17 protein-coding genes, 1 tRNA gene and 2 rRNA genes are annotated in these 20,766 nt (G+C 62.8%); 17 read left to right on the plus strand and 3 right to left on the minus strand.

The genetic code is table 11. The annotated features are described in order from the left end of the window. The first annotated feature begins 14 nt into the window (after nt 1-14). From glpD to ACO07D_RS05210, 17 genes are all read left to right on the plus strand, one after another. On the plus strand, nt 15-1,487 hold the full coding sequence (glpD, locus tag ACO07D_RS05130) for a glycerol-3-phosphate dehydrogenase (RefSeq protein ID WP_421701885.1): 1,473 nt from the start codon (nt 15-17) through the stop codon (nt 1,485-1,487). Then, a complete protein-coding gene (gene glpK, locus ACO07D_RS05135) occupies nt 1,484-2,944 on the plus strand; it encodes a glycerol kinase GlpK (protein ID WP_421701886.1) in 1,461 nt (486 codons plus the stop codon). Before glpD ends, glpK begins: the two co-directional genes overlap by 4 nt. Nucleotides 2,945-3,062: 118 nt before the next feature. Then, a complete protein-coding gene (locus tag ACO07D_RS05140; RefSeq protein ID WP_421701887.1) occupies nt 3,063-4,058 on the plus strand; it encodes an AraC family transcriptional regulator ligand-binding domain-containing protein in 996 nt (331 codons plus the stop codon). A gap of 164 nt (nt 4,059-4,222) precedes the next feature. Then, complete coding sequence (locus tag ACO07D_RS05145) at nt 4,223-5,140, plus strand: oxidoreductase (RefSeq protein WP_421701888.1); 918 nt, start codon at nt 4,223-4,225, stop codon at nt 5,138-5,140. A gap of 21 nt (nt 5,141-5,161) precedes the next feature. After that, nucleotides 5,162-5,977: an SDR family oxidoreductase gene (locus ACO07D_RS05150; protein ID WP_421701889.1), complete on the plus strand. Its 816-nt coding sequence runs from the start codon at nt 5,162-5,164 to the stop codon at nt 5,975-5,977. A gap of 140 nt (nt 5,978-6,117) precedes the next feature. Beyond that, nucleotides 6,118-6,981 carry an FAD binding domain-containing protein gene (locus tag ACO07D_RS05155; RefSeq protein WP_421701890.1) on the plus strand — a complete coding sequence of 288 codons (864 nt, stop codon included), beginning with the start codon at nt 6,118-6,120 and terminating at the stop codon, nt 6,979-6,981. Next, nucleotides 6,978-7,457, plus strand: a complete 480-nt coding sequence (locus tag ACO07D_RS05160) for a (2Fe-2S)-binding protein (RefSeq protein WP_421701891.1) — start codon at nt 6,978-6,980, stop codon at nt 7,455-7,457. The genes ACO07D_RS05155 and ACO07D_RS05160 overlap by 4 nt, the downstream gene beginning before the upstream one ends. Further along, nucleotides 7,457-9,700 (plus strand): xanthine dehydrogenase family protein molybdopterin-binding subunit, encoded by a 2,244-nt coding sequence (locus tag ACO07D_RS05165; RefSeq protein ID WP_421704989.1) that lies wholly within the window; start codon nt 7,457-7,459, stop codon nt 9,698-9,700. Before ACO07D_RS05160 ends, ACO07D_RS05165 begins: the two co-directional genes overlap by 1 nt. After that, entirely contained in the window at nt 9,700-9,945 is a 246-nt protein-coding gene (locus ACO07D_RS05170) for a MoaD/ThiS family protein (protein ID WP_421701892.1), read from the plus strand. The genes ACO07D_RS05165 and ACO07D_RS05170 overlap by 1 nt, the downstream gene beginning before the upstream one ends. A 323-nt stretch (nt 9,946-10,268) precedes the next feature. Then, nucleotides 10,269-10,730: a ferredoxin-type protein NapF gene (napF, locus tag ACO07D_RS05175; protein WP_421701893.1), complete on the plus strand. Its 462-nt coding sequence runs from the start codon at nt 10,269-10,271 to the stop codon at nt 10,728-10,730. Further along, the gene (locus ACO07D_RS05180; protein ID WP_421701894.1) at nt 10,724-11,002 is read left to right on the plus strand and encodes a chaperone NapD; all 279 of its coding nucleotides are present in this window, start codon (nt 10,724-10,726) and stop codon (nt 11,000-11,002) included. The genes napF and ACO07D_RS05180 overlap by 7 nt, the downstream gene beginning before the upstream one ends. A gap of 18 nt (nt 11,003-11,020) precedes the next feature. After that, nucleotides 11,021-13,522, plus strand: coding sequence for a nitrate reductase catalytic subunit NapA (napA, locus tag ACO07D_RS05185; protein WP_421701895.1), 2,502 nt, complete (start codon nt 11,021-11,023; stop codon nt 13,520-13,522). Nucleotides 13,523-13,560: 38 nt separating this feature from the next. Continuing rightward, nucleotides 13,561-14,424 carry a ferredoxin-type protein NapG gene (gene napG / locus ACO07D_RS05190; protein WP_421701896.1) on the plus strand — a complete coding sequence of 288 codons (864 nt, stop codon included), beginning with the start codon at nt 13,561-13,563 and terminating at the stop codon, nt 14,422-14,424. Continuing rightward, nucleotides 14,421-15,344 carry a quinol dehydrogenase ferredoxin subunit NapH gene (gene napH / locus ACO07D_RS05195; protein WP_421701897.1) on the plus strand — a complete coding sequence of 308 codons (924 nt, stop codon included), beginning with the start codon at nt 14,421-14,423 and terminating at the stop codon, nt 15,342-15,344. Before napG ends, napH begins: the two co-directional genes overlap by 4 nt. A gap of 21 nt (nt 15,345-15,365) precedes the next feature. Continuing rightward, nucleotides 15,366-15,785 carry a nitrate reductase cytochrome c-type subunit gene (locus ACO07D_RS05200; RefSeq protein WP_421701898.1) on the plus strand — a complete coding sequence of 140 codons (420 nt, stop codon included), beginning with the start codon at nt 15,366-15,368 and terminating at the stop codon, nt 15,783-15,785. A 30-nt stretch (nt 15,786-15,815) separates the two neighbouring features. Then, a complete protein-coding gene (locus tag ACO07D_RS05205) occupies nt 15,816-16,514 on the plus strand; it encodes a NapC/NirT family cytochrome c (protein ID WP_421701899.1) in 699 nt (232 codons plus the stop codon). Between the two features lie 66 nt (nt 16,515-16,580). Continuing rightward, nucleotides 16,581-17,096 carry a DUF2478 domain-containing protein gene (locus ACO07D_RS05210; RefSeq protein ID WP_421701900.1) on the plus strand — a complete coding sequence of 172 codons (516 nt, stop codon included), beginning with the start codon at nt 16,581-16,583 and terminating at the stop codon, nt 17,094-17,096. A gap of 217 nt (nt 17,097-17,313) precedes the next feature. Here the strand turns inward: ACO07D_RS05210 and ACO07D_RS05215 are convergent. The 3 genes from ACO07D_RS05215 to ACO07D_RS05225 all read right to left on the minus strand — a co-directional run bounded on the left by ACO07D_RS05215 (nt 17,314) and on the right by ACO07D_RS05225 (nt 20,525). Next, nucleotides 17,314-17,390 (minus strand) — tRNA-Met (locus tag ACO07D_RS05215). A gap of 73 nt (nt 17,391-17,463) precedes the next feature. After that, a 5S ribosomal RNA gene (rrf, locus tag ACO07D_RS05220) occupies nt 17,464-17,578 on the minus strand. A gap of 80 nt (nt 17,579-17,658) precedes the next feature. Next, nucleotides 17,659-20,525, minus strand: a 23S ribosomal RNA gene (locus tag ACO07D_RS05225). Nucleotides 20,526-20,766: the final 241 nt, after the last annotated feature.

Here is a 20,766-nt window from a genome sequence, read left to right on the forward strand (position 1 = left end):
GAAGGGACAGCTTCATGAGCGAGAAAACCGTCGACCTGTTCATCATCGGAGGCGGGGTGAACGGCTGCGGCATTGCCCGCGATGCGGCCGGGCGGGGCCTGTCCGTGACCCTGGCCGAGATGGGCGATCTGGCGCAGGCGACCAGCTCGGCCTCGTCGAAACTGTTTCACGGCGGGTTGCGGTATCTCGAACATTACGAGTTCAACCTGGTGCGCAAGGCGTTGAAGGAACGCGAGGTGCTGCTGGAGGCGATGCCGCATATCAGCTGGCCGATGCGTTTCGTACTGCCCTATCACAAGGGGTTGCGCCCCAGCTGGCTGATCCGCATGGGCCTGTTCATGTATGACCACCTGGGCGGGCGCAAGATCCTGCCCGCCACCCGTGACCTGGACCTGCGCAGCCATCCGACGGGCAGGGTGTTGAAGGACAGCTTTGTCAAAGGCTTCGAGTACTCGGATTGTTGGGTACAGGACGCGCGGCTTGTGGTGCTGAACGCGGTGGATGCCGAACGGCGCGGCGCGACCATCCTGACCCGCACCAAGGTTGTGGGCGCAACTCGCCATGCCGAGTATTGGGAGGTGCAGGTGGAGGGGCCGAACGGGGCCGAGACCCACCGCGCCAAGGTGCTGGTGAACGCGGGCGGGCCCTGGATTGCCGATGTGATCACCGGCACGCTTGGGCTGAACTCGCGCGACGGCATACGGCTGGTGCGCGGGTCGCATATCGTCACGCGCAGGCTCTTCGACCACGACCAGCCCTATATCCTGCAAAGCGCGGACAATCGTATCGTCTTTGCCATCCCCTATGAGGGGGATTTCACCCTTATCGGCACCACGGATGTGGATCACGGGGACGATCCGGGCAGGGCGGACTGCACGGACGAAGAAGCGCAGTACCTTTGTGACCTTGTGTCCGAATACCTGGCCGAACCCGTCACGATGGAGGATATCGTCTGGCGGTTTGCCGGGGTCCGGCCACTCTATGATGACGGGGCCAGCTCGGCCACCCAGGCGACGCGGGACTATGTGCTTTCGCTCAATGAAGACGCTGCACCGCTTCTGAACATCTTCGGCGGCAAGATCACCACCTATCGCAAACTCGCCGAGGCGGCGATGGGCAAGCTGGGTTACACCAACAACTGGACCGCGGGCGTGCCCCTGCCCGGCGGCGACTTTGCCTGGGACGGCGGCCCGGCGCTGGCGGCCAGCCTGCGCAAGGACCATGCCTTCCTGACCGAGGCCTGGGCCGACCGGCTGGTACACACCTATGGCACCTGCGCGCACCAACTGCTGGCTGGGGCACACGACGCCGCCGACCTGGGGCAGGATTTCGGCGGCACGCTGACCGAGGCCGAACTGACCTACCTGCGCGACGAGGAATATGCGCGTACGGGTGAGGATGTGCTCTGGCGGCGCACGAAACTGGGGCTTAGGCTGAACCCCGACCAGCGCGCGGCGGTCAGCGCCTGGATGGAGGAGAACACATGACCCATATCCTTGCCATTGACCAGGGCACCACGTCTTCGCGCGCCATCGTCTTTGACGCAGGCATGCGTCCCGTCGCCACGGCCCAGCAGGAATTTACCCAGCATTTCCCAGCCTCCGGTTGGGTCGAACATGATCCCGACGAAATCTGGGACACCACCCTTGCCACCATGCGTGAGGCCGCCCAGGGGCGCGACATTACCGCCATCGGCATCACCAACCAGCGCGAAACGACGCTGGTCTGGGACCGCGCCACTGGCAAGCCCGTGCACAACGCGATTGTCTGGCAGGACCGGCGCACGTCCGAGCTCTGCTCCGAGCTGAAGGCGGCCGGGCATGAGGCACTTGTCACCGCGCGCACCGGGCTGCTGCTGGACCCCTATTTCTCGGCCACAAAACTGGCCTGGATCCTTGACAATGTGGAGGGGGTGCGGGCGCGGGCCGAGGCGGGCGAGCTGGCCTTCGGCACGGTCGACAGCTTCCTGATCTGGCGCCTGACCGGCGGGGCGGCCCATGTGACCGACGCGACCAATGCCGCGCGCACGATGCTCTATGACATCCACCGCGGGGAGTGGGACGAAGATATCTGCGCGCTGCTGAACATCCCGATGGGGATGCTGCCCGAGGTGCGCGATTGCGCAGCGGATTTCGGCGTGACCGAGGTGCTGGGCGCCCCTGTGCCGATCCTGGGCGTCGCGGGTGACCAACAGGCCGCAACCATCGGTCAGGCCTGTTTCGCGCCCGGCATGATGAAATCCACCTACGGCACCGGATGTTTCGCGCTGATCAACACGGGCGAGACCCCGGTGACCTCGACCAACCGGCTGCTGACCACGATTGCCTATCAGCTCGATGGCAAGACCACCTACGCGCTGGAAGGCTCGATCTTCATCGCCGGGGCCGTGGTGCAATGGCTGCGCGACGGGTTGGGGATCATCGAGGATGCCGCCCAGACCGGCGCCATGGCTGCGGAGGCGGAACCCGAGCTGACCCTGGTGCCCGCCTTCGTCGGCCTGGGCGCACCCTATTGGGATGCGGAATGTCGCGGCGCGATCTACGGGCTGACGCGCGGATCGGGCCCCAACGAGTTCGCCCGCGCGGCGCTGGAAAGCGTCGGGTTCCAGACCCTGGACCTGTTGGAGGCGATGCAGGGCGACATGGGGGCCGGTGACGGCGCGGCGCTGCGGGTCGATGGCGGCATGACCGCCTCGGACTGGACCATGCAGTTCCTGGCCGACATCACCGGCGCGACGGTGGACCGGCCGACTGTGTTGGAGACGACGGCGCTTGGCGTGGCCTGGCTGGCCGGGATGCGCGCGGGCGTCTACCCGGATCAGGCAGGTTTCGCCGCGACCTGGGCGCTGGACCGGACCTTTACCCCCGCAATGGACAAACCCACCCGCGCAACCCGCGTGGCGACCTGGAAGGACGCGGTGAAGCGCACGCTTTCTGCGGGCTGATCCCAGCTGACTTGCATTTCGCGCCAAAACGCCAACATGATGCGCCAGGACCCCGGCCAGGGCTGGCGCAACGCACTTCGCTTGCCCAGACTGGTGATCTCAACCACAGGAGGCCCCGATGAGCGGCTCGCGTTTCAATGTCGCCAAGGATCACGGCAGGCTGATGTCCTTGGTGGGCACGGACCAGGCCAGCGTGCTGCGCCGTGCCGGCCTGCCTGCGGACTTCTTCCTGAACGACAACCGGTCAATTGACGGTCACCAGTTCTTTGCCCTGTGGCAGGCGATGTTTGACGAGGCGGATCGCCCGGACCTGGCCCTTGACCTGGGCGTTAAGTTTGCCCGCGGCCCGTTCATCTCGGCGCTGTTCGCCTTTTCCTGCAGCGCGACGATTGCCGCCGGGCTGGAGCGCCTGGGCCTGTTCAAACCGCTGCTCTGCCCGATGCGCTTTCGGATCACCCACACCGACGAGGTCATGACCCTGACCATCGTGCCGGAAACTCCGGACCTGAAGCTGCCGCAAAGCATGGCGGCGTTCGAGATGGTCTATTTCCTGGAATGCTGCCGGGTCTACACGGCTGAACATATCGTGCCGGTGTCCGTCGGCATCCCCCAGATGCAGGGGAACCAGGAAGAGGTGAACGGCTATTTTGGCGTGACAGCGCATGAGGCCGAGTTCCCGACCCTGACCCTGACCCGCGAGGATGCCTTTCGCCCGCTGATCACCGAGAACCCGGCGCTCTGGGCGCAGTTCGAACCGGAGCTGAACCGTCAGTTGGCCGAGCAACAGGCAGGGGCGTCGCTGTCGACCCGCGTGCGCAACGCGCTGCTGGACATGCTTCCCGCAGGCCAAGCCAATGTGGATGCGGTTTGCGAACGGCTGATCATGTCGCGCCGGTCCCTCCAGCGGAAGCTGCAGGAGGAGGGCGAGAGCTTTCAGTCCGTGCTGGACGCCACCCGCGCCGACCTGTCGCTGCACTACCTGCGCCAGAGCGAAATGAGCGTGGAAGAGATCAGCTATCTGCTGGCCTATCGCGACCCGAACTCCTTTTACCGCGCCTTCCATGGCTGGACCGGCATGACCCCATCAGAGGCGCGCGGCAAGGCGATGCATTGAGGGGCTAGAGACAACGCCCATCGGGCATCTGCGATAAAACTGTTTCCCGCAGCTCTCTGCAGGGAATCCATTGGCACCACACGCAAGCGCATTGGCGCGGTGTGCGAGTGAAATGACACAGCCCCCCCTCTATCTCTGTCTCAGACGAGCGCATGGAGAGAGAGATGACCGACCATTGGACCCCCAACCTCATTCCCGACCTGACCGGGACCAACGCCGTCGTGACCGGCGCGACCAGCGGGCTGGGCAAACAGACCGCCCGTGTGCTGGCGCAAAAGGGCGCCGCGGTGATCCTGGCCGTGCGCAACACCGCCAAGGGCGAAACGGTCGCGAAGGAGCTACGCGATGAAAACCCCTCCGCGAACCTGACTGTCGAGGCGCTGGACCTGGCCGACCTCGCCTCCGTGCAGGCTTTTGCCGAGCGCATGGAGGCCCTGCCGCGCCTCGACCTGCTGGTGAACAACGCAGGCGTGATGATCCCACCGTTTGGACGCACCAAGGACGGGTTCGAGCTGCAGGTCGGCACAAACCATCTGGGGCACTTCGCGCTGACCGGGCTGATGCTGCCGAAACTGCAAGCCACCAAGGGGTCGCGCCTGGTGGTGCTCGCCTCGATCGCGCACAAGTTCGGCAAGATCGACCTGGATGATCTGAATTGGGAAAGCCGTTCCTATAAGGGAAGCCGCGCCTATGCGGACAGCAAACAGGCGAACCTCTTGTTCATGACCGAACTGGTGCGCCGTCTGGACGGACAGGGCCCGCGCGTGACCGCTGCCCACCCGGGTTGGACCGCAACCGAGCTGCAACGCCACTCGGGCCCGACCGAATTCCTGAACCGGTTCTTCGCGCAAAGCGTCGAGATGGGCACCCAGCCCTCCCTGCGTGCGGCCTTTGATCCGGAGGCCCGGAACGGCGACTATTTCGGCCCGGCGAAACGGTTTGAAACCGTCGGCCCGCCGATGTCCGCACCGATCAAACCCACCGCTCGTGACCCGCAGACCGCCGCCCGGCTCTGGACCCTGTCCGAAGAACTGACCGGCGTCACCTATGACCTGAAACACTCGGCCGAACCGGCCGCCTGACACCCCCGAAAGGACAAGACCATGACCAAGACCATTCTCATCACCGGCGCCTCCACCGGTATCGGCCGCGCCACCGCGGAACATTTCCAGGCCCAGGGCTGGAACGTCATCGCCACCATGCGCACGCCGGAAATCGGCGCGGAGCTGGCGCAGCTAGACAATGTGCTCGTGACCCGGCTCGACGTGCTGGACCAGCCGTCCATTGACGCCGCCGTGGCCGAGGGCATTGCCCGCTTCGGCGCCATCGACGTGCTTCTGAACAACGCGGGCTACGGCGCCTATGGGCCGTTGGAGGCCTTCCCGATGGACGCGATCCAGCGCCAGTTCGACACCAATGTCACCGGGCTCCTGGCCGTGACCAAGGCGGTGCTGCCGCATATGCGGGCGGCGAAATCGGGCACGGTGATCAACATCAGCTCGATCGGCGGCAAGATGACCTTCCCGCTGGGTACGCTCTATCACGGCACGAAGTTCGCCGTCGAAGGCCTGTCGGAGGCGCTGCATTACGAGCTGGAAACGGTGGGGATCGGCGTGAAGATCGTCGAACCGGGTATGATCCGGACCGATTTCGGCGGGCGCAGCTTCGATTTCCGCAATGACGAAAGCCTCGAAGAATACCAGCCTGCCGTGCAGGGGCTGATGGCCGCCTTTGACAGCCTGGGCGGCACAGCCTCCGCCCCCTCGGTCGTGGCCGAGGTGATCTGGCAGGCGGCCACCGATGGTACCGCCCAGCTGCGCTATACCGCCGGTGAGGATGCGGCCCAGTTCATGGCCCAGCGGGCCGCCCAGGACGACGCCACCTTCATTGGCGGCGTGAAGCAGATGCTGGGGCTGTAAACCACCACTCACATGACCCAGCCGACCCCGCCTGATCGCGCCAGGCGGGGTCGTTTTCATGATCGACATTTATACACGTTAAGATAGGCTCCCACTCTGTCGAGGATTCGCGCATAGCCGCCGCCAGCCAGGGAGACGACATGAACTACCACACACCCGCATCCTTTGCGGATGCGTCCCGCATTGCCGCCGAGGCGACCGGAACCACGCGGTTCCTGGCCGGGGGCACCGATGTCCTGGTGCAGCTGCGCGCCGATATCGTCACGCCGGACGACCTGATTGATATCAAGCACATCCCGGGCGTGAGAGAGATCACGCAGAACGCCGATGGATCGTGGACCCTGGGCGTTGCCGTTGCAGGCGCCGAGATGACCGAACATGCCGCGCTGATGGGTGACTGGCCCGGTGTGGTCGAGGGCATGGACCTGATCGGATCCACGCAAGTTCAGGGCCGCGCCACGCTGGTGGGCAACCTGTGCAATGGCTCGCCTGCCGCCGATAGCGTGCCCGGCATGATTGCTGCAGGCGCCACCGTGACCGTTACCGGCCCCGAAGGCACGCGTGAGGTGGCCGTAGAGGACGTGCCGGTGGGTCCGGGCCGCACCTCGCTTGCCAAGGGTGAAGTGGTTTCCGCCGTGAACATTCCGGCTCGTGGTGAAAACGGTGGCGACGCCTATCTGCGCTTCATTCCGCGCACGGAAATGGATATCGCCGTGGTCGGCTGCGCGGTCAGCCTGCGCCGTGATGGCGATGTGATTACCGAGGCGCGCGTGTCCTTGGGCGCCGTGGCCCCGACCGCCCTGCTGGTCGAAGATGCTGCCAAGGCACTGATCGGCTCGACGCTGGACGAGGCCGCGCTCGACGCTCTGGCAGCCGCCGCCTCTGCCGCCTGCAACCCAATCGACGACAAACGCGGCACGATCGAGTTCCGCACCCATGTGGCCGGGGTCCTTGCCCAGCGCGCCGCCAAGATCGCTTACGCCCGCGCCGGAGGGGAAAAATGACCCGTACTCATGTCACCACAACCGTGAACGGCGACCAGGTCGATTTCCTGGCCGATCCGCGTGAAACGCTGCTCGACTGCCTGCGCGACAAGGTCGGTCTGACCGGTGCCAAGGAAGGCTGCGGCACCGGCGACTGCGGCGCCTGTTCTGTGCAGCTCGACGGCCGTCTGGTCTGTTCCTGCCTGGTGCTGGGGGTCGAGGCGCAGGGCCGTGAGGTCAAGACCATCGAGGGCATGGCCGAGGGCAACGACCTGCACCCGCTGCAGGCCAAGTTCATCGAACATGCCGCCCTGCAATGCGGCATCTGCACCCCGGGCATCCTGGTCGCGACCGAAGCGCTGTTGAAGAAGAACCCGGACCCAAGCGAGGAAGAGGTGCGTTACTGGCTGGCTGGCAACCTTTGCCGCTGCACGGGCTATGACAAGATCATTCGCGCGGTGCTGGACACCGCCAAGGACCTGCGGGAGGGCGCATGATGGCTTTGGATAACAAGACCGACTTCAAATATATCGGCACCCGTCCCGAACGCCCCGACGGGCTGGACAAGGTGACCGGCAAGGCGCGTTACGGCGCCGATGCCTACGCGCCGGGGATGCTGCATGGTGCGGTCGTGCGCTCGCCCCATGCGCACGCGCGGATCGTCAAGATCGACGCCTCGAAGGCGCTGGCGCTGGACGGGGTCAAGGCGGTCGTGACCCGTGCGGATTTTGCCGAAGGGCTGGTGGGCGAGGACTGGAATCTTCTGGAAAACACCATCGCCGGGGAAAAGACGCTGTATGACGGGCATGCGGTGGCCGGTGTGGCCGCGACCTCGGCTTTGTTGGCAAAGGACGCCGCCAAGCTCATTGAGGTGGAATACGAGGTCCTGCCCCATGTGACCGACGTGGACGCCGCCATGGCCGACGGCGCGCCGGTTCTGCGCGAAGGGGCTGCCGACCATTCGGTGCCGGAGGGGCTGCACCCGAATGTAGTGCGCTATACCGAGTTTGGCCGCGGCGACGTGGAAAAAGGTTTCGCCGAGGCCGACCTGGTGATCGAGCGCAGCTTCAAGACCGAGGCCGTGCACCAGGGCTATATCGAACCCCACGCCTGCCTCGCGCAGCTGGGCACGGACGGCAAGGGCGATCTGTGGTGCTGCACCCAGGGCCATTGGTATGTGCGCCGCATGTGCGCGGCTCTGCTGGGTCTGGAAGCCACGCAGTTGCGCGTCACCGCGTCCGAGATCGGCGGCGGCTTCGGCGGCAAGACCACGGTCTTCATCGACCCGATTGCGCTCGCACTGAGCCGCAAGTCGGGCAAGCCGGTGAAACTGGTGATGAGCCGCTCCGAGGTGCTGAAAGCCTCCGGCCCGACCGCCTCGGCCTCGATGGACGTCAAGATGGGCATGACCAGGGACGGCAAGCTGACCGCCGCCACCGGCGTGTTCCGCATGCAGGGCGGCGCCTTCCCGGGTGCGCCGATGGACATGACCACGATGCTGGCGTTCAGCTGCTATGACCTGGACAATGTGCATCACGAGGGCTTCGACGTGATGACCAACCGCCCGAAACAGGCGGCCTACCGTGCGCCGGGCGCACCGATGGGCGCCTTCGCGGTGGAAAGCGTGTTTGATGAGCTCTGCGAAGGGCTGGGGCTGGATCCCATCGACGCGCGGCTGAAGAACGCGGTGAAGGAAGGCACGCGCAGCTCCTTCGGGCCGAAATACAAGGCCGTGGGTCTGGTCGAGACTTTGGAAGCCGCCAAGGCACATCCGCATTATTCCGCCCCGCTGGCGGAAAACACCGGGCGCGGGGTCGCCTCGGGCTATTGGATGAACTGGGGCGGCGAGACCTCGGTCTCGCTGGCGATCGGTGAAGACGGCACGGTGCAGGTCGGCGTCGGCACGCCGGATATCGGCGGCTCGCGCGCCTCCATGGCGCTGATGGCGGCGGAAGCGATCGGCATTCCCTATGAGAACGTGCGGGTGAACGTGGTGGACACGGCGGCCCTGGGGGTGAACGAACCCACACATGGGTCGCGCGCAACCTATGCAAGCGGACTGGCCACCATCGAGGCCGCCCGCGAGGCCATCGGCAAGCTCTGCCAGCGCGCTGCGGACAAGTGGGGCATCGACGTGGACGCGGTGGAATGGAAGGACGGCGCTGCCCATCCCTCCGGCCCCAATGCGGGCGACTTCGAGCCGCTGAGCATCGCCGAGATCGCGGGTGAGATGGGATCGACCGGTGGGCCGATCACCGGCCACCACGACGCCAGCCCGACCGGGTTCGGCGGCAGCTTCGGCACCCATATCGTTGATGTGCATGTGGACCCGGACACCGGGCGTTCGACCGTCACGCGCTATACCGTCATTCAGGACGCGGGCAAGGCGATCCATCCGGATTACGTCGAAGGGCAGTTCCAGGGCGGCGCTGCGCAGGGCATTGGCTGGGCGCTGAACGAGGAATACATCTATGGCGAAGATGGTCGCCTTCAGAACGATGTGTTCCTGGACTACCGCATCCCGGTCGCCAGCGATCTGCCGATGATCGACACGGTGATTGTCGAGGTGCCGAACCCCGGCCATCCCTACGGTGTGCGCGGCGTGGGCGAAACGGGCATCACCCCGCCCCTGCCCGCCATCGCCTGCGCGGTCAGCAAGGCGACCGGTCACCGTATGACCAAACTGCCGATGTCGCCCCCGCGCGTGTTGCGCGCGATCCAGGGCAAGGGCGTCAGCTGATGGTTGCCGTGAACCTCTGGTCTGGCCTGCGTCGGTTCACCGACGGGGCCCAGGTGGTCGAGGTCGAGGCCTCGACCGTCGGCGAGGTTCTGCAAGAACTGGTCAAGGCCCATCCGGGCCTTGATCCGGTCATCAAGGCGGGCGTGTCGGTCGCCGTGGATGACGAGATCGTACAGCGCGCGATGCACCACCCGGTGCGCCCGGATAGCGAAGTCTTCATCCTGCAGCAGTTTCGCGGCGGTTGAGTCGCGCGACTCGCTTAAAACTCACTGAATTTTGAACGTGTTAAGATGCAAATGCAGAAAACCTGCATGCCGCATATGCATTACAACCCGCGATCACAAAAAAGTGCGCATTTTCAGCGCATTGCCCGGATTTTACCGCCATCATTCAAAATAATGAATGTGTAAATTACTGATTTCAAATAGAAAAATTCGCCAAAATGTTTGATCTAGGTCAAGATGTCGCGAGCCCATCCGTCCTATGGAAAATCTGAGCCAGCAGATTGCAAGCGAGCCTAGGATCCGTGAACGCACAGCCTTCCAGACGCGCCCTTCTCAGGGGAAGAGTGAACGAGGCGCCCGTCCAACGCCCCCCCGGGGCCAGCGGCGAGATCGCGTTCCACGATGCCTGCACCCAATGCGGTGACTGCGCGCGAGCCTGCCCCGAAGAGATCATCATGCGCGACAAGGAAGGGCTTCCGGTCCTGTCCTTTGCGAACGGGGAATGCACTTTCTGCAACGCCTGTATCGACGCCTGCGAACCCGGCGCGCTGAACGCCGAGCTGCCCTGGCTCTGGCGCGCACAAGTTGCCAACACCTGCCTGTCCGACCAGGGCGTGCATTGCCGCACCTGCCAGGATTTCTGCGACGCCCGCGCGATCGGTTTTCAGCTGAAACCGGGCGGGCTTGCCGACATGTCGCTTGATCGCGACAGCTGCACCGGTTGCGGGGCCTGCATTGCCCCCTGCCCGGTCGGCGCCATCACTCTTGTACAAATCAAACCCGAAACGGAGGCCCGCCCATGCTGAACATCTGCGGCTGCCTGGTCCACACGAAGCCCGAGAGGACCGCCGAGGTCGTCACGGCCATCAACGCGACCGAGGGCGGCGAAGTTCACGCTCATGAAGACGGACGCATCGTCGTGACCGTCGAAGATACCGAGGACAAACGCGCCTCGGATCAGATCATGGACATGCACCAGATCCCCGGCGTGCTGACCGTCACGCTGACCTATCACTCTTTCGAAGAGCATGACGACGAAATCGGTGCCGTCGATGCCGCTTCGCCAACGAAACACTGAACCCGGGAGACCCACAACATGACAGCGTCCACGTCCCGCCGCTCGTTCCTCAAGGCCTCGGCCGCCGCCGCCACCGCGTCGGCCGCCGGCATCACCCTGCCCAATGGCGCCACCGCGCAGCCGCGCAGCCCCGACATCCGTTGGGACAAGGCGGCCTGCCGCTTCTGCGGCACCGGCTGTTCGGTGCTGGTCGGCACCAAGGACGGCCGCGTCGTCGCCACACAGGGCGACCCGGAAGCCCCGGTGAACCGCGGCCTGAACTGCATCAAGGGCTACTTCCTGTCCAAGATCATGTACGGCCAAGACCGCCTGACCACCCCGCTTCTGCGCAAGACCAACGGCGTCTATGACAAGAACGGCGACTTCGAACCGGTCAGCTGGGACGAAGCCTTCGACATCATGGCCGAGAAATGGAAAGCCTCGATCCGCGAGAAGGGCCCGACCGCCGTCTCGATGTTCGGCTCCGGCCAGTGGACCGTCTGGGAAGGCTACGCCGCCGCCAAGTTCATGAAGGCCGGCCTGCGCTCGAACAACATCGACCCGAACGCGCGTCACTGCATGGCTTCGGCCGTGGCCGCCTTCATCCGTACCTTCGGCATCGACGAGCCGATGGGCTGCTATGACGACCTGGAACACGCCGATACCTTCGTGCTCTGGGGCTCGAACATGGCCGAGATGCACCCGATCCTGTGGTCGCGTCTGACCGACACCCGCCTGACCAAACCGGGCGCCGAGGTGCACGTGCTGTCGACCTTCGAACACCGTTCGTTCGAGCTGGCTGATAATGGCATGATCTTCAAGCCGCAAACGGACCTGGCGATCCTGAACTACATCGCCAACTACATCATCACGACGGGCGCGGTGAACCAGGAGTTCGTCGAGAAGAACGTCAACATCACCAAGACCGCCACCGACATCGGCTATGGTCTGCGTCCGACCCACGAGCTGGAACAGGCCGCAGCCAACCCGGCGCATGACGGCAAGCACGGCAAACTGACCCCGATTTCCTTCGAGGAATATGCCGAGGCCGTATCGAAATACACGCTGGAATACACCGCCGAGCTGTCGGGCGTGCCCGCCGCCGCGCTGGAGCGTCTGGCCAAGCAGTACGCCGACCCGAACCGCAAGGTCATGTCGCTGTGGACCATGGGCTTCAACCAGCACACCCGCGGGTCCTGGGTGAACAGCCTGATGTACAACGTGCACCTGCTGGTCGGCAAGATCTCGGAGCCGGGCAACTCGCCCTTCTCGCTGACCGGTCAGCCCTCGGCCTGTGGTACGGCGCGTGAGGTCGGCACCTTCGCCCACCGTCTGCCCGCCGACATGGTGGTCATGAAAGAAGCGCACCGCGACATCTGCGAAAAAGCCTGGGGCATCCCGAAAGGGACCATTCCCGGCAAGCCCGGCTTCCACGCCGTGCTGCAGCACCGCAAGCTGCGTGATGGTGACCTGAACTGCCACTGGGTGCAGTGCACCAACAACCTGCAAGCCGCGCCGAACATCAACGAAGAAGGCTTCCCGGGCTATCGCAACCCGGAAAACTTCATCACCGTGTCCGATCCCTATCCGACCGTGACCGCGATGAACGCCGACCTGATCCTGCCCACCGCCATGTGGGTCGAGAAGGAAGGCGCCTACGGCAACGCCGAACGCCGCACCCAGTTCTGGCGTCAGCAGGTGGATGCACCGGGCGACGCCAAGTCGGACGTCTGGCAGGTGATGGAATTCTCGAAACGCTTCAAGACCGAAGAGGTCTGGGACGACGAGCTTCTGAACCAGATGCCGGAACTGCGCGGCAAGACCCTGTTCGAAGTGCTCTACGCCAACGGTTCGGTCGACAAGTACCCGCTGTCGGAACTTCAGGACGGCTTCGAGAACCAGGAATCCAAGCACTTCGGCTTCTACGTGCAGAAAGGCCTGTTCGAGGAATATGCCAACTTCGGCCGCGGCCACGCCCACGACCTGGCGCCCTTCGACACCTACCACCAGGCCCGTGGCCTGCGCTGGCCGGTGGTTGACGGCAAGGAAACGCTCTATCGCTTCCGCGAGGGGTACGACCCCTACGTGAAGGCCGGCGAAGGCGTGAAGTTCTACGGCAAGCCCGATGGCAAGGCGAACATCATCTTCGCCCCCTACGAGCCCGCCGCGGAAGAGCCCGATGCCGAGTTCGACCTGTGGCTGATCACCGGCCGTGTGCTGGAGCACTGGCATTCCGGTTCGATGACCCGCCGCGTGCCGGAACTGCACCGTTCGTTCCCGTCCGCCGTGGTCTACATGCACCCGGATGACGCCAAGGCCCGTGGTCTGCGTCGCGGTCAGGAGATCGAGATCTCGACCAAACGTGGTTCGGTCCTGTCGCGTGTCGAAACCCGCGGCCGGAACAAGCCGCCGGTCGGTTCGGTCTTCATGCCCTGGTTCGACGAAAGCCAGCTGACCAACAAGCTGACCCTGGACGCGACTTGCCCGATCTCGAAAGAGACCGACTTCAAGAAGTGTGCCTGCAAGGTTGAACGCGCCTGATCGCGCTGAAGACACAACGATAACAAGAGGATAAGACCATGTCCGCCGCCACGAAACGCAAACCCAGTGCCATGGATCGGCGCCGCTTCCTGCAGGATGCGGCCCGGGTGGCCGCGGGCTGCGCGGTGGCGGGCATGGCGCTGACCAAATTCGCAACGGATGCCCGTGCCCTCCCTGCCCAGGCGATCCGCCCCCCCGGAGCCCTTCCGGAAGAGGATTTCCTGGCCGCGTGCATCCGTTGCGGCCTTTGCGTGCGGGATTGCCCCTATGACACGCTGAAACTGGCCGAGCTGGGCCTGGACGGCCCCGCCACCGGCACCCCATTCTTCACGGCCCGCGATATCCCCTGCGAGATGTGCGACGACATTCCCTGTGTCGTGGCTTGCCCCACGGGTGCGCTGGACCATGACCTGACGGATATTGACGAGGCCGACATGGGCCTGGCAGTCCTCATCGACGAGGAACGCTGCCTGAACGCCCTGGGTCTGCGCTGCGACGTCTGCTACCGGGTCTGCCCGGTTATCGACAAGGCAATCACGCTTGAGCTGTCGCACAACCAGCGCTCCGGCGCGCATGCGATCTTCATGCCCGTGGTGCACAGCGATGCCTGCACCGGCTGCGGCAAATGCGAGAAATCCTGCGTGCTGCCCGGCGAAAGCGCCATCAAGGTGCTGCCGATCCGGCTGGCCACCGCCGAGGCCGCCGATCACTACAAACTGGGCTGGGAAGACCGCGAGCAGCTGGTCGACGAGCTGATCGACCTGCCCGACCGCCTGCCCGGACCGGGTACCGATAACCTGGCCGCCCCGGGTGGTTTCTATGAGACGATGCCCGATCCTTCGATGGATGGCGGGTTCAACCCCGGTTTCAACCTCCCCGGCACAGGAGGGACGTCGCAATGAGTGCGGAAACGAAACTCCCCGTCGGCCGCGAGGCCATCGACGAGAAAGGCTGGTGGCAGGCCCACAAGTTCCTGGTGCTGCGCCGGATCAGCCAGGCCGTTTTCCTGGGCCTGTTCATGCTGGGGCCGTGGTTCGGCATCTGGTGGGTCAAGGGCAACCTGTCGGGTTCGCTGACCTTCGATGTCCTGCCGCTCACCGACCCGTTCATCACGGTGCAGATGCTGGCCGCGCAACATTGGCCGGAAACCACCGCGCTGATCGGTGCGGTGATCGTCGCGGTTGCCTATGCGCTGGTCGGCGGGCGGGTCTATTGCAGCTGGGTCTGCCCGATCAACCCGGTCACCGATGGCGCCCATTGGCTGCATGACAAGCTGGGCCTGCAGAAGGGCTGGCAACCGAAACGCACGACCCGCTTTTGGGTGCTGGGCATGGTGCTGGCGGTGTCCGCCCTGGGTGGCACGGTCGCCTGGGAGCTGGTGAACCCGATCTCGATGCTGCACCGCGGGCTGATCTTCGGCATGGGCGCGGCCTGGACCTTCGTCGCCGCCGTGTTCCTGTTCGACCTCTTCGTATCGCGCCGCGGCTGGTGCGGCCACCTCTGCCCGGTCGGCGCCTTTTACGGGCTGCTCGGTGCCCGTTCGATCCTGCGCATCAGCGCAACCAAACGCGCAGACTGCGACGATTGCATGGATTGCTTCGCCGTCTGCCCCGAAATGCACGTCATAACCCCCGCCCTGCGCGGGACGGACGAGGATACGCCGCTGATCCTGTCCGCCGACTGCACCAATTGCGGCCGTTGCGTGGATGTCTGCGCACCGGACGTATTCCGCTTTACCACGCGGTTCGATGAAACCCCGGCGCCCGCGCGCGCGCCGCGCCGGAAACCCAAACACCAATCCACGGCCAGTCGCGCGGCCTGAGACAACCACGGGAGATAACCCATGAAAAAGATCTTCTTCACAAGCGCCATCACGGCCTCGGCCCTGTTCGCCAGCATCGCCGTCGCGCAGAACGTCGAGACCCTGCGCGGGGTCGGCGTGGACGAGCCCATTGCGGTCGAGGATGTTTTCCACCAGGACGAAAGCCGCTTCACGCGCAACTATCGTCAGCAGCCGCCGCTGATTCCGCACTCGGTCGACCAGTACCAGATCGACCTGAAGGCCAACCGCTGCCTGTCCTGCCACGACTGGACCAACGCGGGTGAACGCAAGGCCCCGACCCTGTCGATGACCCACTACCAGGACCGCGAAGGCAACCAGCTGGACACGGTCGCGGGCACCCGCTGGTTCTGCAACCAGTGCCACGTGCCCCAAGCCGATGCGCCCGAGTTGGTGGAAAACATCTTCGAGCCGTCGAACTGAGGCCGTTGAGCGAGGGAAAGGAAAAGGGACATGTCTGAAACGAAACCCGGACTCATCCGCCGCTTCTGGCGCTTCTTCTGGTCGCCGTCCGGCGTCATTTCGCTGGGCTTCCTCATGATCACGGGCTTCGTCGCCGGGATCGTGTTCTGGGGCGGCTTCCACTGGGCGCTTGAAGCAACCAACACCGAGAAGTTCTGTATCTCGTGTCACGAGATGGAGGTGAACGTCTATGCAGAATACGAAGGCACCGTGCACCAGTTGAACAGCTCGGGCGTGCGCGCCACCTGCCCGGATTGCCACGTGCCCAAGGACTGGTGGCCGAAGATCATTCGCAAGATCCAGGCCTCGCGGGAGCTCTATGGTCACTTCATCACCGGCGTGATCGACACGCCCGAGAAATTCGACGACCACCGCCTGTACCTGGCCGGTCGCGTCTGGACCGCGATGAAGCGCACCGATAGCCGCGAATGCCGCAACTGCCACAAGTTCGACTACATGGACTTCACGCAGCAGGAAAATCGCGCCGCCGACAACCACCAGATCGCGCTGGACGAAGGCAAGACCTGCATCGACTGCCACCAGGGCATCGCGCACCGTCTGCCGGAAAACTGGCAGGAGCGCTATGAAGAGGTCGTCGACGAGCTGGCCGCCGCCGGTGAACTGCCCGCCATGCCGGGTCGTGAACGCCAGGCCGCCGAGCTGGAAGGCTATCTTGCCGTCAACAACTGAGCCTGCAACACTGGCTTGAAGGGGCGGGTCGTTTGGCCCGCCCTTTTTCCATCAAGGACCAAGATGATGAAATTCGCCTATACCATCGCGCCCGGCCGGGGCGAGACGAACCTGCTTCTGGCCGATATCGCCGCCCAATTGGCTGATCGCGGCGTGCGCATTGCGGGCACGGTGCAGATCGACAGCGACCGCGAGGATGGCGGCAAATGCGATATGGACGTGCAGGTGCTGCCCGACGGGCCGACCATTCGCATCTCGCAATTCCGGGGCGTCGAGGCGCGCGGTTGCCGCTTGGACACGGACGCGCTGGAACAGGCCGTGGCCCTGACCGAACAGGCGCTCACGAAGGGCGATATCGACCTTCTGCTGGTCAACAAGTTCGGCAAGCACGAGGCCGAAGGGCGCGGCTTTCGCGACGCGATCGCCATGGCGCTACAGGCCGATATCCCGGTGCTGGTCGGCGTCAACAAGCTAAACCGGGACGCATTCGATGCCTTCTCCAGCGGTGGGGCCGAGGAGCTTGCTTCGGACGCGGGCAGCGTGCTGGCCTGGCTGAACGGTGCCTTGCCTGAGCTGACCTGACGCACCGCGACCGCCAGTAAGCACATCCCAATTCTTCAGTAGATCAAGCACAGCCCGTCCTTGAAACCAAGGGCGGGCTTTTCCAGTCCTTTGGAACGTTGGTCTGTTGTGGGGAGCAGAGTGCGATCTTGCATGCGCATGAGCCACATTCCGCAGAGTCACCCCTGGCCTGGACGGTTTTGCAGGCACAAAAAAACCGGCCCTAGGGCCGGTTGATTGGTTGCGGGGGCAGGATTTGAACCTGCGACCTTCAGGTTATGAGCCTGACGAGCTACCGGGCTGCTCCACCCCGCGCCAATTCTTGCGCCCTGGTCATGTCTGTTCAGGGCTGTCATCGTTTATGAGAGATTTATTGGATTTTTACTAGGTTTGGCGGTGACCTACTCTCCCACGTCTTGAGACGCAGTACCATCGGCGCAACCGTGCTTAACGGCCGAGTTCGGGATGGGATCGGGTGTTTCACTGGCGCTGTGACCACCAAACCGAGTAAAAATCCAATTTCCAAGTCAAGCATATTGGGGTTGTATGCTTTTGAGATCAGTAGGTTTGTCTTCTACTGGATCAAATCAAGCCTATCGGGCAATTAGTACCGGTCAGCTGAACGCATTGCTGCGCTTACACCTCCGGCCTATCGACGAGGTCGTCTACCTCGGCCCTCAGGGATACCTTGTTTTGAGGGGGGCTTCCCGCTTAGATGCCTTCAGCGGTTATCCTGTCCGATCATAGCTACCCTGCACTGCTGCTGGCGCAACAACAGGTCCACCAGTGGATCGTTCACCCCGGTCCTCTCGTACTAGGGGCAACTCCTCTCAAGTATCCTACACCCACGGCAGATAGGGACCGAACTGTCTCACGACGTTCTAAACCCAGCTCACGTACCTCTTTAAACGGCGAACAGCCGTACCCTTGGGACCTGCTCCAGCCCCAGGATGAGATGAGCCGACATCGAGGTGCCAAACACTGCCGTCGATATGGACTCTTGGGCAGTATCAGCCTGTTATCCCCGGCGTACCTTTTATCCGTTGAGCGATGGCCCTTCCACGCGGGACCACCGGATCACTATGGCCGTCTTTCGACTCTGCTCGACTTGTCAGTCTCGCAGTCAGGCTGGCTTCTGCCATTGCACTCAACGAGCGATTTCCGACCGCTCTGAGCCAACCTTCGCGCGCCTCCGTTACTCTTTAGGAGGCGACCGCCCCAGTCAAACTACCCGCCACGCAGGGTCCCGGATCCGGATAACGGACCGCGGTTAGACATCAAGCAGAACAAGGGTGGTATCTCAAAGGAGGCTCCACAGGAACTGGCGTCCCTGCTTCAAAGCCTACCACCTATTCTGCACATGTTGTGCCTGATGCCAGTGCGAAGCTGTAGTAAAGGTGCACGGGGTCTTTCCGTCTAACCGCGGGAAGCCTGCATCTTGACAGGCAATTCAATTTCGCTGAGTCGATGTTGGAGACAGCGGGGAAGTCGTTACGCCATTCGTGCAGGTCGGAACTTACCCGACAAGGAATTTCGCTACCTTAGGACCGTTATAGTTACGGCCGCCGTTTACCGGGGCTTCAATTCGGTGCTTGCACACCTCCTTTTAACCTTCCGGCACCGGGCAGGCGTCAGACCCTATACGTCGTCTTGCGACTTCGCAGAGCCCTGTGTTTTTAGTAAACAGTCGCCACCCCCTGGTTTGTGCCCCCAGCTCCAAGTTGCCTTGGAACCGGGCCTCCTTCTCGCGAACTTACGGAGGTATTTTGCCGAGTTCCTTCAACATCGTTCTCTCAAGCGCCTTGGTATACTCTACCTATCCACCTGTGTCGGTTTAGGGTACGGTCTGATGGAGGGCTATTTCCAGGAACCGATCAGCAGCCCAATCAATCCGATAAGATTGAACTACAGTCTCGATCCGTCACATCCTCCTGGCCCAGGAATATTAACCTGGTTCCCATCGCCTACGCCTTTCGGCCTCGGCTTAGGGGCCGGCTTACCCTGCTCAGATTAGCTTTAAGCAGGAACCCTTGGATTTTCGGCGAGGGGGTCTCTCACCCCCTTTGTCGCTACTCATGTCATCATTCTCGCTAGTGATCTCTCCACCGGATCCCTCACAGGCCGGCTTCACAGAAAGCACTCTACCCTGCGCTACCGCTTCGCTACTTGAGCGCGGTTGCCCGCAACTTTCATATCGAGGCGATAGAAGAGGATGAGTACTATGTCACACTACGCTCTGCTACCGCGTGCTTACGCACACCCAAAGCTTCGGCTCATGGCTTGAGCCCCGGTACATCTTCGCCGCAGGACAACTTAAATTAGACCAGTGAGCTGTTACGCTATCTTTAAAGGATGGCTGCTTCTAAGCCAACCTCCTGGTTGTTTTGGTCGTCCCACCTGCTTTCCCACTTAGCCATGAATTAGGGGCCTTAGCTGTTGGTCAGGGTTGTTTCCCTCTCCACCGCGGACGTTAGCATCCGCGGTGTGTCTGCCATATAGTACTTCCCGGTATTCGGAGTTTGGTTAGGATCAGTAAGCCTGTGGGGCCCCATTACCCATCCAGTGCTCTACCCCCGGGAGTATTCGTATGACGCTCTACCTAAATAGATTTCGCAGAGAACCAGCTATCTCCGAGTTTGATTGGCCTTTCACCCCTAGGCACAGCTCATCCCGATCTTTTTCAACAGATGTGGGTTCGGTCCTCCAGTGCGTGTTACCGCACCTTCAACCTGGCCATGCCTAGATCACTCGGTTTCGGGTCTGATCCATCTAACTCATTCGCCCTATTAAGACTCGCTTTCGCTGCGCCTACACCTAACGGCTTAAGCTTGCTAGATAGACCAAGTCGATGACCCATTATACAAAAGGTACGCCGTCAGCCCGCAAGGGGCCTCCGACTGATTGTAGGCGTTCGGTTTCAGGTACTGTTTCACTCCCCTCGTCGGGGTGCTTTTCACCTTTCCCTCACGGTACTGGTTCGCTATCGGTCAGTAAGGAGTACTTAGCCTTCGAGGGTGGTCCCCCGATCTTCAGACAGGATTTCACGTGTCCCGCCCTACTTAATACGTCCAATCATGCTTCCTATACGGGGCTGTCACCCACTCTGGCCGACCTTTCCAGGTCGTTCTAGTCACAATCATGGCTCGGCTGGTCCGCGTTCGCTCGCCACTACTAGCGGAGTATCTGTTGATTTCCTTTCCTCCGGGTACTTAGATGTTTCAGTTCCCCGGGTTTGCTCTTAAAACCCTATGTATTCAGGTCTTAAGTACCTGTTTCAGAACACTATAAGTAACCGAAGTTATTATAATGAACTGTCAGGTGGGTTCCCCCATTCGGAAATTCCTGGGTCAAAGCTTATTCTCAACTCGCCAGGACTTATCGCAGAGTATCACGTCCTTCATCGCCTCTTACTGCCAAGGCATCCACCAAACGCCCTTCTCGCGCTTGATTTGATCCAGAAGAAGACAGACCTTTTGTCTCTGCCATCTTACCCTTGCGGGCTAACTGGACCAAAAGCATACTTTCCCGCCCAATCTTGCGATTGGACATTGCTGACAATTCCTTGCGGAATTGCAGCTTGGTTAGTGTACTTGACTTGGACAACGCAGCCTTTTCAGCGGGCAGACCCGGAAGATCCTGAGGAAAGGATCAACAAGGCTCGCCCCGAAGGGCACCCGAAGAGATCACCACC

The organism is Aliiroseovarius sp., from assembly GCF_965228805.1.
Taxonomy (GTDB): Bacteria; Pseudomonadota; Alphaproteobacteria; order Rhodobacterales; family Rhodobacteraceae; genus JASBTN01.